General features: G+C 58.7%; 7 protein-coding genes and 4 pseudogenes. 3 read left to right on the forward strand and 8 right to left on the reverse strand.

Going from position 1 to position 12938, the window contains the following annotated elements; all coding sequences use genetic code 11:
* Window positions 1–101: 101 nt before the first annotated feature.
* Genes AC4ANK_RS15210 through AC4ANK_RS15220 form a run of 3 tightly spaced genes read right to left on the reverse strand, consistent with a single transcriptional unit; the run spans window position 102 to window position 5862 of the window.
* Complete coding sequence (locus AC4ANK_RS15210; RefSeq protein WP_031597100.1) at window positions 102–1511, reverse strand: efflux transporter outer membrane subunit; 1410 nt, start codon at window positions 1509–1511, stop codon at window positions 102–104.
* Complete coding sequence (locus tag AC4ANK_RS15215) at window positions 1511–4657, reverse strand: efflux RND transporter permease subunit (RefSeq protein WP_460385063.1); 3147 nt, start codon at window positions 4655–4657, stop codon at window positions 1511–1513. The genes AC4ANK_RS15210 and AC4ANK_RS15215 overlap by 1 nt, the downstream gene beginning before the upstream one ends.
* A gap of 2 nt (window positions 4658–4659) precedes the next feature.
* Window positions 4660–5862, reverse strand: coding sequence for an efflux RND transporter periplasmic adaptor subunit (locus AC4ANK_RS15220; RefSeq protein ID WP_002553393.1), 1203 nt, complete (start codon window positions 5860–5862; stop codon window positions 4660–4662).
* Between the two features lie 144 nt (window positions 5863–6006).
* Between AC4ANK_RS15220 and AC4ANK_RS15225 the strand changes: the two are divergent.
* Window positions 6007–6351, forward strand: a pseudogene (locus AC4ANK_RS15225) (two-component sensor histidine kinase); the annotation flags it as partial.
* 351 nt (window positions 6352–6702) lie between these two features.
* Window positions 6703–7932 (forward strand): IS91 family transposase, encoded by a 1230-nt coding sequence (locus AC4ANK_RS15230; RefSeq protein WP_460385061.1) that lies wholly within the window; start codon window positions 6703–6705, stop codon window positions 7930–7932.
* 171 nt (window positions 7933–8103) lie between these two features.
* Here AC4ANK_RS15230 and AC4ANK_RS15235 read toward each other — a convergent pair.
* The 4 genes and pseudogenes from AC4ANK_RS15235 to AC4ANK_RS15250 form a co-directional block, all read right to left on the reverse strand.
* Window positions 8104–8475: pseudogene (locus AC4ANK_RS15235) on the reverse strand (ATP-binding cassette domain-containing protein); the annotation flags it as partial.
* A gap of 15 nt (window positions 8476–8490) precedes the next feature.
* Window positions 8491–9495 (reverse strand): sugar ABC transporter substrate-binding protein, encoded by a 1005-nt coding sequence (locus AC4ANK_RS15240; protein WP_002553376.1) that lies wholly within the window; start codon window positions 9493–9495, stop codon window positions 8491–8493.
* A 216-nt stretch (window positions 9496–9711) separates the two neighbouring features.
* Window positions 9712–10890, reverse strand: coding sequence for a methyl-accepting chemotaxis protein (locus AC4ANK_RS15245; protein WP_371929229.1), 1179 nt, complete (start codon window positions 10888–10890; stop codon window positions 9712–9714).
* Window positions 10864–11385, reverse strand: a pseudogene (locus AC4ANK_RS15250) (MCP four helix bundle domain-containing protein); the annotation flags it as partial. The pseudogene AC4ANK_RS15250 and the gene AC4ANK_RS15245, both read right to left, overlap by 27 nt.
* Window positions 11386–11547: 162 nt before the next feature.
* On the opposite strand from AC4ANK_RS15250, the gene AC4ANK_RS15255 reads away from it, so the two are divergent.
* The gene (locus AC4ANK_RS15255; protein ID WP_002553374.1) at window positions 11548–11979 is read left to right on the forward strand and encodes a VirK family protein; all 432 of its coding nucleotides are present in this window, start codon (window positions 11548–11550) and stop codon (window positions 11977–11979) included.
* A 321-nt stretch (window positions 11980–12300) separates the two neighbouring features.
* Here the strand turns inward: AC4ANK_RS15255 and AC4ANK_RS15260 are convergent.
* Window positions 12301–12752, reverse strand: a pseudogene (locus tag AC4ANK_RS15260) (DUF3237 family protein).
* Window positions 12753–12938: the final 186 nt, after the last annotated feature.

Genomic DNA, 12938 nt, shown 5'->3' on the forward strand with positions numbered 1-12938 from the left:
CATGAAGGATCAAAACCACAGTGCGAGCATCTAAATGACCGCACTGCAGGTAAGGGTAAAACGTTTAAGCGAGGCAATTATTCAAAGGCTAGTAGAAAAAGTCACCGCGGATTCCATCCGCCGCCCATGACCTTGTAGAGCGTTACCCGGTTGCTCTGCTCGGTAAGGCGAAGGGAAATCAGCTCCTGCTCGGCACTGTACAGCGAGCGCTGGGACTCAAGTGCCTCCAGATAACTCTGCGACCCGCCGCGATACAGGGCATCGGCAAGTTCGTAGCTCTTGCGACTGGCATCGGTATAGGCCTGTTGTGCAGCCACCCGCTCGTCCAGCGTGCTGCGCACCGCCAGTGCATCGGCCACTTCTTTGAACGCAGTCTGAATCGTCTGCTGATAGGTCTGGATCTGAATCTGGTTTTCCACCTTGGCCGAGTCAAGCGTGGCCCGATTGGCGCCGCCGTCGAAAATCGGCACGCTGATACTTGGCGCAAAGCTCCACGCGCCGGTTCCGGACTTGAACAGACCTGACAGGCTGGTACTGGCAGAGCCTGCATTGGCGGTGAGGGTGATGCTGGGGAAGAACGCGGCACGCGCTGCGCCAATGTCGATGTTCGCTGCTTTGAGGCTGTGTTCGGCGCTCAGCACATCCGGACGACGTTGCAGCAGGCTGGAGGGCAATTCGTCCGGCACCTGCACCAGTTGCGCCACGGATGGCACGTCGGCAGTGGGCAGAAGCTCCTCCGGCAGATCGCTGCCCACCAGCAGGCGCAGGGCGTTGCGGTCCTGAAGAATCTGGCTTTTATATTGCGCCACATCGCCCCTTGCAGACTCTACCGTGGTTTGCGCCTGAGCCACTTCCAGGCCGGAAGAGCCGCCCAGCGCATGACTGTTTCTGGTCAGGTCGTAGCTTTTCTGCTGGCTGGCCAACGTGTCTTCAGCCAGTTTCAAAAGCTGGTTGTCGGCAGCCAGGGTGAGCCAGCCGGTCGCGACTTCGGCAATCAGGCTGATCTGCGTGCTGCGCCGGGTTTCGGTCAAGGCCAGGTAATCCTCGAGCGCTTCGTCCTGAAGGTTCTGGATACGCCCGAACACATCCAGCTCATAGCTGCTCAAGCCCAACTGCGCGCTGTACTCGTGGCTGATCGACGACTTGCCGGTCATCGAGGTCGATGACGATGTGCGTGTATGCGTGCCGCTGCCGCTGGCATCAATGGTCGGCAGGCTCGCTGCACGCTCGATACGGTATTGAGCCTGGGCTTTCTCGACATTCAGGCTGGCCAGGCGCAGATCACGGTTATTCACCAACGCCAGGGTTTGCAGGCGTACCAAACGCTTGTCGGTGAAAAAGTTCTGCCAGTCGATATCCGTGGGCACGCTGCCTGACGCAACAGGTTGGCCCGCCGTCGCCGGCAGCCATTGGTTCGATACAGGCGCTTCGGGGCGTTGATAATCCGGAGCCAGGTTGACGCAGCCTGTGAGCAGCGCCGTGACAGCCAGCGAAGGCCAGAAAAGACGCATCATGCTTCACCTGTAGATGTGGATTGGGCAACCGGAGCATTGCCTGCAGAACGACTGAAGCGGCGTCGGACTTCGACGAAGAACAGCGGCACCAGGAAAATACCCAGCACGGTGGCGCTGAACATACCGCCCAGCACGCCAGTGCCGATTGCATTGCGCCCAGCCGAGCCTGCGCCGGTGCTGAGGGCCAACGGCAGTACACCGAACATGAACGCCAGCGAAGTCATAAGAATCGGGCGCAGGCGTTGCCGGGCAGCAATGAGGGTGGCTTCATGCAGGCTTTTCCCCTGCTCCTGAAGATGCTTGGCGAACTCGACGATCAGAATCGCGTTCTTTGCCGCCAGGCCCACGGTGGTCAACAGCCCGACCTGAAAGTACACGTCATTGCTCAAACCGCTGAGCCGTGTCGCCAGAACCGCGCCGACAACGCCCAGCGGCACCACGAGCATGACCGAGAACGGCACCGACCAGCTCTCGTACAGGGCTGCCAGGCAGAGAAACACGAACAGCACTGAAATGGCATAGAGCATCGGCGCCTGAGCGCCGGACAAACGCAGTTGATAGGACTGCCCGGTCCACTCGTACCCGATGCCTTCGGGAAGTTGCTTGATGATGGCCTCAACCGCATCCATCGCGGTACCCGAGCTGACACCTGGCGCAGGATCGCCCACCACTTCAAGTGACGAGCTGCCGTTGTAACGCTCCAGCAACGGCGAACCATAGCTCCAGCTGCTGCTGGCGAACGATGAGAACGGGACCATTTCGTCATTGCTGTTGCGCACGAACCAGTGGTTCAGATCGGCTGACTGCATGCGCGAAGCAGCCTCGCCCTGCACGTAGACTTTCTTCACCCGGCCCTGGTTGAGGAAGTCATTGATGTAGCTGCCACTCAGCGCAGTGGACAGGGTCGAATTGATGTCGCTGGTAGACAGGCTCAGCGCACCGGCCTTGCGGTCATCGATGGTCACTTTTAACTGTGGGGTGTCGTCCAGGCCGTTGCTGCGCACGCCCAGCAAGCTCGGGTCCTTCTTCGCCAGCTCGATAAACTGCTCGCGTGCCGCGACCAGCGCCTCATGCCCCACGCCGCCAAGGTCTTTGAGCTGCACATCAAACCCCGAACTCTGCCCCAGCCCGCGCACCGCAGGCGGTTGCATGACAAACACGCTGGCGTCGCCAATGCTTGCCAGCGCCAGCGTTGCCCGCTGAGCCACCTGCGCTGCGCCCTGCCCCTTGCCGGAACGCTCGCTCCAGTCCTTGAGCTTGATGAACGCCCTGGCAGTGTTCTGGCTGTTACCGCCCATCCCCAGCCCGGAGATACTGATCAGTGCCTCGACCTCCGGCTGCTTGAGCATGTAGGTCTCGAACTGCCTCATAACCGCCTGCGTACGGCTGTCGGTAGCGCCTACCGGCAGCTGGATCTGCGCCATCAGCGCGCCCTGGTCCTCATCCGGCAAAAACGATGTGGGCAGGCTGACATAACCCACCGCCATGGCCACCAGCACCAGCACGTACACCAGCAGAGCCCGCCCGCGATGGTTGATCACACCGCTTACGCCTCGCTGGTAACGGTCGGCGCTGCGGTCGAAGGAACGGTTGAACCAGCCGAAAAAGCCGCCCCGTTGTGCATGCAACTGAGCGTCCGAGGCTTTGAGCATCGTCGCGCACAACGCCGGTGTCAGGGTCATCGCCACCAGTACCGAAAGCAGCATTGCCGAAACAATGGTTACCGAGAACTGCCGGTAGATGATCCCGGTGGAGCCGCTGAAAAAAGCCATCGGTATGAATACGGCGCTCAGCACCAGCGCGATGCCGATCAGCGCACTGGTAATTTCATCCATCGATTTGCGGGTCGCCTCCAGCGGGCTCAGTTGCTCTTCGCTCATGACCCGCTCGACGTTTTCCACCACCACAATCGCATCGTCGACCAGCAGGCCGATGGCCAGGACCATGGCAAACATGGTCAGGGTATTGATCGAATAACCAAACAGCGCCAGCACGCCGAACGTGCCCAGCAGCACCACCGGCACAGTAATCGCCGGAATCAGCGTGGCGCGCAGGTTCTGCATGAACAGAAACATGATCAGCACCACCAGTACGATCGCCTCACCCAGCGACTTCACCACCTCTTTGATCGACAGGCTCACGAACGGTGTCGTGTCATAGGCAATAACCGTCTTCAGTTGCATCTGCGTAGGGTAGAACGGTTCCAGTTCCTTGAGTTTGGCCTTGATCGCTTCGCCAACGCTCAGCGCGTTTGCGCCTGACGCCAGTTGAATGCCCATTGCCGCCGCAGGCCTGCCATTGAGCGCCGAATTGATGTCGTAGCTCTCGCTGCCCAGTTCCACCCGCGCCACATCGCGCAGGAGCACAACAGCACCGTCGCTGGAAGATTTGACGACCACGTTTTCGAATTGCTCAGGCGTCTGCAGCTTGCTGCGGGCGCTGATGGTCGCGTTCAGTTGCTGGCCGGTCACCGCAGGCAAGGCGCCCAACTGGCCTGCCGAGACTTCGGTGTTCTGCGCCTCCAGCGCCGAGCTGATGTCGGAGGGCATCAGTGCGTACTTTTCCAGCCTGGCCGGGTCCAGCCAGATACGCATGGCGTAACCCGAACCCAGGGTCTGCACGTCGCCGACGCCATCCACACGGCTGAGTTGGTCGAGCAGCGTGCTGGAAATGTAATCACCTATCTGCGTACCAGTGACACTTTCGTTATCGGATGCCAGGGCAACCAGCATCAGAAAATCGGAACTGCCCTTGGTCACCGTCAAACCTTCACTCTGCACGCTTTGCGGCAGGCGCGATTCAGCCTGCTGCAGCTTGTTCTGCACCTGCATCTGCGCCACATCAGGGTCGGTGCCTGCGGCGAAGGTCAGGTTGATGCTCGCACTGCCCGCAGAGCTGCTGGAGGCGGACATATAAGTCAGCCGGTCCAGCCCCTTCATCTGCTGCTCGATGACCTGGGTAACCGAGTCTTCGACGGTCTTGGCCGATGCGCCAGTGTAGGTGGCGGAGATCTTTACCGTCGGTGGCGCGATATTGGGGTATTGCTCAAGCGGCAGCTGGCTGATGGACAACCCGCCGGCGAACATGATGCAAATGGCAATGACCCAGGCGAAGATGGGACGATCAATGAAGAAACGAGCCATGTTCAGCGCTCCTTCACGTCAGCGGCAGCGACAGTGCCGCTCGGCGATGGCGAGTTCGGGCTGTCGGCGTTCTGAACACTGACTTCGGTGCCCACCGGCGTTTTCTGCCCGCCCTCGACCACCACCTGCTCATTGGCCTTGAGCCCGCTGCTCACCCACCACTGGTTGCCCACTGTGCGGTCGACACTGATCACCCGCTGCTCGATCTTGCCGTCGACCACCAGTAACACGGTGGTCTGGCCGCTGGCACTGCGGCTGACGGCCTTTTGCGGAATCAGGATCGCGTTGTGATCCTGCGCCTGCTCCAGCACCGCTACCACGTACATGCCCGGCAGCAACAGCCGCTCGGGGTTGGCAAAGCTGGCACGCAGCGTCACGGTGCCGGTGCCTTCATTGACGCTGACGCCACTGAATTGCAGGCGGCCGTCGTGGTTATAGGTGCTGCCGTCATCCAGCTTGAGGGTGATTCGGGCTTGCCCATCGCCGTTGGTTTGCAGCTTTCCGCTGGCCAGGTCGCGCTTGAGACGCAGCAACTCGGTGGTGGACTGCGTGACATCGACGTAAATCGGGTCCAGTTGCTGAACCGTGGTCAGCGCGGTGTCCTGCTGGGCCACCACCAATGCACCGGGGGTGACGGTCGAGGTCTCGATACGGCCACTGATGGGCGCGGTAATACGTGTGTAAGCCAGGTTGATACGCGCGGTCTGCACATCGGCCTCCGCCACTTTTACCTCCGCCGCAGCGGTCAACAGACTGGCCTCGGCGTCTTCTTTATCCTGCTGGCTGATGGCATCTATCTTTGCCAGTCCAATATCTCGCCTGGCGGTCGCCTGCGACGATTTGAGCGTGGCACGGGACTTGGCGAGCGTGGCCTGTGACTCCGCCAGCGCAGCCTGGTAGGTCGCACTGTCGAGCTGATACAAAGGCTGGCCGGCCTTGACGTCTGCCCCCTCGACGAACAGCCGCTGCTGAACGATGCCACTGACCTGCGGCCGTATCTCGGCGACCATGAACGCTTGAGTGCGCCCCGCCAGTTCGGTGGTCAGCGCCTGGCTGCGCGGCTGGACAGTGATGACCGACACGCTTGGTTTTGGCGCAGCGGGCGGCGGATCATCCGCCGAACAACCGCTCAGAAGACTGATAAGGGCTGCGTAGATGACAAAGGTCACGGTTATCAGGTATTTGGCGAAAATCTTGCTCGACATGTTTGCCTCAGGACGTTGTGGCGAAAGCCTGATGTCAGAGTGCGAGGCAAATGTGCAGGAAAATTGAAGATTGCTGCGCCGACTTGAAACTTGCGGTCACGAAGGCCTAAATGGACGCCGTCTTCAGGGAAAACCCGAGCCTTCATGAAATCGAGCATCTCCACCAAATTATTTGTCGCGGTACTGGCCAGCGTGCTGTCAGTGATCCTGATCATGGGTCTGACTGCGAACTGGAGTTTTGCCCGTGGCTTTCTGGGTTATCTCAACGAGCAGGCCATGCAGCGTATGTCGCCGGTCCTGCCGCGGCTGGCCGTGGCCTATGCTCGCGAAGGCAGTTGGGAGTTCATGCGTGACAACAAGGATCGCTGGTTTGAGGTGATGCGCCCGGAGCCCGCACAGGACTTCGCCATTCCCGGGCTGGCAACACCACCCACTTCCGATCTGACTGGTGCAGTGTTTCGAATCGCCTTGCTGGATGCGCAGAAGAACTGGGCAGCCTGCGGCTGCAAATTGTGGGATTTTGAAATCGGTTATCATAGCCGAAATCGAGTCGATCCCTCCTCAGCACAGGCTTACACATGGCGTCAGAGACAAAAAAACGTAAACGGGCAAGCCGGGCAAAAGCCAAGGCAAAGCAGACCCGTCTCCAACGCGCCGGGCATACCACCTTCGTTCCCGATACCGAATTTTTCTTCGATGTCGATCCTTTGGGTGATGTCGATCTTTGTAGTTGCTGCCAGACAGCGTATCTGAACGACAGGTTTCCCGACGCTTCTTGCGTAAGCGTTTCGATGAGAGAAGGGCCAGGCGGATTCGCCATCACCGCCGTCATTCACCACGATGAGGAGCCATCCTGCTGACGTGGCCTCTGCACCGCCTGCTTACAAACCTCGACCGCTCAAAAACCTCTTCACGGCCAACGGCTGCTGGGCAGATTTGCTGGAAGCCGGCGGTCTGCGCCAAATCGAAGTGGAGTCGATCAGCAAAATGCTCGCCTGCGGCACCTCGATACTGGGCGTCAAACACTACACCTGTGGCAATGAGCATTGCCCACACGTCAAATACCTGTGCAACACCTGCCATTGCCGGGCCTGTCCTTCCTGCGGCAAAAAGGCCACCGACCAGTGGATCGCCGTGCAAAACAACCGTCTGCCCGACTGCCCCTGGCAGCATCTGGTGTTCACGCTGCCCGACACGCTGTGGTCCCTGTTCTTCTACAACCGCTGGCTGCTCGATGCGCTGTTTCGTCTGGCGGCCGATAACCTGATCTACACCGCCAAGCGGCGCGGTTTGCGCGTCGGGATTTTCGGTGCGCTGCACACCTATGGCCGGCGGCTCAACTGGCATCCCCACGTCCACCTGTCGGTGACCGCGGGCGGCCTGGATGAGCAGGGCGTCTGGAAAAATCTGTCGTTCCACAAAGAGGCCCTGCGGCGGCGCTGGATGTGGCTGGTGCGCGATTACCTGCTGGGACAGCCGCTTTCGCAATTGACGATGCCGCCGCAGCTGGCCCACATCCACTGTGAAAGCGACTGGCGCCGTCTGATACTGACCGCTGGTGGCCAGCACTGGCACATCCACTTGTCGAAGAAGACGAAAAACGGCCGAAAGACCGTCAATTACCTGGGCCGCTACCTGAAAAAACCGCCCATCTCGGGCAGCCGATTGGCCCATTACACCTGCGGGGCCACGTTGAGCTTTACCTACCTGGATCACCGCACGCAGACCTATCAGCAGGAAACGCTGAGCCAGGCCGACATGCTGCGCCGGGTGGTGCAGCACATCCCGGAAAAGCATTTCCGGATGATCCGGTATTTTGGTTTTCTGGCCAATCGGGTGTGTGGGAAATACCTGCCGAAGGTCTATGAAGCATTGAAGATGGCGACGCCAGGACCGACACCGAAGCTGTATTTTGTGCAGATGGCCAAAGCCTTTCTAAACGTCGATCCGTTCCGCTGCGTGCTGTGTGGCGCGCGGATGGTCTACACGGCGGCAATCAGCGGGCTGACGGTGCAGGGACTGGTCCTCAACGCTCAGGCAATCGCGCAGATGAGGTACGTGAAGCCCTGACAGGGGGAAGGTGCGTCCGCACCTAGGCTCAGCGGTAAAATAAACTGTGTTAATGCGGATTTATAGGGATTTTCACTGCATAAGTAACGCATCAGCGTCTTCCTACGCATCGCTATGAAGGCATGACGCCTCCTTCACAGCGTCAGGTTCATGCATAGGCATTTTGAAATTCCTATGCATGAACAGACCGCGTTTGATTTCCTGCCCGAAAAACAACGCCTCGCCGACGCTGAAGCTGCCCGGCAGCAAGCGCTCCTGATGAATGAAATGCACGCCCGCGGCTTCAATCTGGCGCGGAGTAAAGCTGTCGAACTGCTGGCCATGAATGCTCAAGCTGCCCGCATCGGCGCGATGGATACCGGCGAGGACCTTGATCAGGGTTGACTTGCCTGCGCCGTTTTCGCCAACCAGCCCATGAATCGTTCCGGCCTCGACCCGCAGGTTGACCCCATCCAGTGCCTGAGTGGCACCAAAGCGCTTACTGATGCCCTGCAAGTGCAAGGCCGCCGTTGCCCTCGTAACGTCTGCAATCGCTGCTCTCATGGTCGATCTCCTGCGTCAGTTATCACCCCTGAGTTCCTGCACTTGCGGCAGGTTGGCGGCCGTGGTCAGCAAGGTCGGCACCTGAGTATCTTTGGGCAGGTCGCGTTGCCCGGCCAGGTAGCGAGCGACGTTCTGCACCGCGGTCTTGCCGATCAGGGCCGGCTGCTGCGCAACCACCGCACCAATCGGCGAGTTCTCACGGCGCACCAGCTCAAGCACTTCCGGGGTGCCGTCGACGCCATAGGTCTTGATTTCAGCTCTTCCGGCGTCGATCAGTGCCTTGCTGGCACCCAGCTGGGGAATGTCCCAGGCCGCCCAGATCGCCGAAACACTGCCTTTGGGATACTTGTTAAGCAGTGCCGAGACTTGCGAGTAAGCGTCTTGAACCGTGTTGGGAATGACGTCACGCAACTCCGGCTCGATGATTTTCAGTTCCGGATGATCCTTGATCGCCAACTTGAGCTGGTCGTAACGAATGGCACACACCGGCACACCATAAAAGCCGTTGAATACCAGCACGTTGCCCTTGCCACCCGCGTCTTTGATCAGTTGCCCGGCCAGTGCCTTGCCGGTGGCAATATTGTCCGAGGTGGTGTTGTTGAGGCTGTATTGCGAAGGTGCATCGATGGTGAATAGTGGAATCCCCGCCTTGCTGATGCGCTTGAGCCAGGGGTCGATAACGCTGAGTGTGCCCAGGGTCTGAATCACCGCGTCGGGTTTTTGCGTAACCACGGTCTGCAGTTGATTGACCAGGTTCTTGTCGTTGCGACCTGCATCGAGCGTTATAGGCGTGCCGCCCAGGCGCTTGACCTCATCCACCTGCGCCTGAAACGTCTTGATATCGAAGTAGTGACTGGTACCGGTCATGCTGATCGCGATGCGCTTGCCCGCCAGCGAAGGTACATCGCTTTCATCGGCATATGCCGTCGCGACAAGGCTGGTGGCCAACACGGTCAGCGCCAGGGCGCGCCCTATTGCACGCAGGCGGGTTGGCTTATAAATCGGGACGGCATCAGGCATTCGGGTGGCTCCGCTGGCTCAGGAAAACAATCCTGATCAGCAGTGCACAGGTCATGCCCAAAGCCCTGCGGTTACGCTGGCAACGGCGCAGAGCCTGGCTTGCAGGCTATTGCGCCGAATTGCGTCTAGGCTGATAGCCGACGCTTCAGACCCAAGGCGGCGAACACATTGTCGATTCGCTGTTGTCCGGGCAACAGCAAGGTCATGCCTGACTGCTTAGCTAAGCTTGAACTGCCTAAGGGTAGTAGTCAGATCACTCGCCAGTTCGGCCAGAGACTGACTGGCACTGCCGGTCTGGCCGGTGCGCACTGCCGACTGCGCCGACAAGTCACGGATTCGTACCAGGTTGCGATCCACTTCGCGCGCGACCAGCGCCTGCTCCTCAGAAGCGCTGGCGATCACCGTATTTCGCTCATCGATGACCATGACCGAACTGGCGATACTGGCCAGCACGGCGTTGGCCGACTCGGCCTGCTGTTTGGTACGTTGGGCCTGCTCGGTACTGACTTCAAGCGCCACCAGCGTGCTCTTGGTGCCCTGCTGGATGTGCCCGATCATGGTCTCGATCTCACGGGTCGACTCGCTGGTGCGATGAGCCAGCGCGCGAACTTCGTCCGCAACTACGGCAAAACCCCGCCCGGCATCGCCAGCCCGTGCCGCCTCGATGGCGGCATTGAGGGCCAGCAGGTTGGTTTGCTCGGAGACTGCGCGAATAACATCCAGGACCTTGGTGATATCCAGCGTGCGGGTTGCCAGCGCCTGCGCCTCGACCGACGCGGTGCCGACATTGCGGGTCAGTTCAAGGATCGACTGAACGGTTTGATTGAGCTCTTCCTGACCTTCGCGGGCCGACACCGAAGAGGCTTTGGATTCTTCCGAGGTGGCCACCGCATTTCGCGCTACTTCGTCGACCGCCTGGCTCATCTCGGTAACGGCGGTGGCGGCCATTTCTATCTCGCTGTTCTGCACCACAAGATCAGCGTTGCTGTTGACCATCAGCACACTCATTTGCTCTGTGGCCGAGGCCAATTGGTGAGCGGCATCGCCGACCTGGGTCAGGGTCTGGCTCAGATTGCCGCGCATGCGCTCCATTGATTGCAGCAAAAGGGCCGCTTCATCAGTGCCCTCACGGTTGATTGCGCTGGGACGCAGGTCGCCCGCAGCAATGGTTTCCGAGCTGTGCAGCGCCTGACTGATCGGCACTGCCAGACTTTTGGTCAGGCGCCAGGCGAGCAATACGGTCAGCAACACCATCAGAAACATAACCCCCTGAGTGACTATCAGGGCGTTTTCATACACCGACGTCGCTGCAGCGCTGGATTCGGCTTCGGAGTCATCATTGATCTTTTCCAGCTTGCCAAGGGCGGCTTCGATACTTTCCGCCATGGCCTTCATCTCGCCCCAGACGAGCGACCTTCCGGCCTCTGCCTGATTCTCGTTGATCAGCGTATAGACCTTTTCGGCACGCTCGATGTAGCCCTGATAAGTGCTCTTCAGACCCTCTACGAGCGCGCGCTCTTCATCATCGGTGATCAGCGGGTCGTAGGCCTCTACGGCCTTTTGGAAACCGGCCTTCCTTTCAAGGAACTCGTTGTGAGCCTGAGCTACCTGCGCAAGATCATGCGTGGCAAGCATTTTGGCCACGGTGGTGCGGGTTTTCTCGACCGCCAGGGCAATATCGTCACCCAGCGCAATCCCTGGAAGCGCGTCGTTTTCGATTTCAAGCGATTGCTCACGAATACCGTGCAATTGCTGAATGCTAAAAATACCAAGCCCGAACACCAGCACCACCATCAACGCAAAGCAGGCGGAGGTCCGCGCGGCTATTTTCAGCTGTCTCAGCATGTTCAATCCCCTTCCCGTGGCTGACGAATAAATTAGCACCGTCATTTCTATCGGCTGATCGAGAAAAAGAATGAAGAACGTCGAATCAGAGCAGTGCCACTGCTATTCAGGGCCCACTTCAAGGAAACCTTATGGTAGGTTTCGCGACGCTCGATAACCACGAGATGACGGTCTTTTCAACCTTCAGACTGACTTACTGGAGTTGCCATGAAACATTATTACGCTGCCGCATTACTTGCCCTTGCACTGCCCGGTGCTGCTCACGCTGGCGACGCGCTGGTCAGCTACCCCGCTATCGTCCAGGCGTTGAACACCGGAGAGTCGGTCGCTGTGGCGATTGATCTTGGGCAATGCAAGTCTTCGGTCGCGGGTGCCGAGCCGTCCAAAACCAAAGGCGGCAAACGCATCGATGCCTACCGCATCACTCCCGACGGCACCCTCGCGTTCTCGGACAGCCACTTCACCCTCGATCGCGATAACAAGCCCATCGAGCAGTTCATTCGCTACCAGATACGCTCTAATGGCAGTGCAGTATTCAGCATGACGACGCTGAGTGTTCCCGGCTACCAGCAGGTCGGCAATCCGGTGAGTTATGAATGCGCGATCGGCAAAGGACTAAGCTTTTTTGCCAGCCAGTAACGGTCACGCCACAACCAAATGAACCAGACATATATCCGGCGTGGGCGACAGACCGTCCTCACGCCCTTGAAAGTAACGCTTGAATTGCTTATTGGTGGACAATTTCGAGCACGTCAAACCCGATTGATAAACTGAGAATGGTTGAACCCAGCCTGCACGCAAGCCGCCCTGTCAGACTGACCAGTCTCTGGTTATATACATAACCAGCAAAAATGATTTAAACGCCATCACGCCGACCCGCCAAGTGTCAGCGACAAGGTTTATACCTTGATAACACACTTGACACTTGCTTTCACACCCACGCGCTTCTTTGAAGGCTCTCTATATCTCGTTAACCTGATAAATACTGACACGCAGGCGGTCATCCCCGGCTTTTATATTTAATCTGCCGACGTACAGGTTTCTCAGCAGGTAATCATGAGCGCCGGAAGGAACGCTGAACTGTTTGCTGCACGTGCACCGACAGCGCGATTCGGAGAATGGCGCGCGGTCCGTTTCATCGAAGGCCACGAGCCCTTCTCCGACGACATCTATCTTTATTCCGTCGTCAGTCAGCAAGGTGTAGTACAGGCTGAATCGTGCAAGGCTGTCATCCTGGGGCACGAGAAAAGGCTACCTCCCGGAAGAACCTGCCCCTGCAATCGATCGCCGTTAAATTCTCCTCCCAGTATCTCACCGCTGCTGCGTTGCCCTCGTTGAGGGTTACAAAGCGCTTGCGGCTTATCGATACGCAGGTGAGCAGCCAGTATTTCATGCAGTTGCATCGTCTCCATCCCTCTACCCCTCATCTTGCATGCGGTGGCTCGCGCCTGCCCATAACTGTACCGAGGTGTTTCTTTTAGCCCGGACATCGCATGCTGTCAATTTAAATGTACCGACTGGTACGCTTATGAGGCTTAGGATAAGCGTCTGTAAAGCAGTATCGTTTTGCCACTTTCGATAAATCTCTGTGGCTCGTA

It is taken from the genome of Pseudomonas sp. Pmew2 (assembly GCF_058129885.1).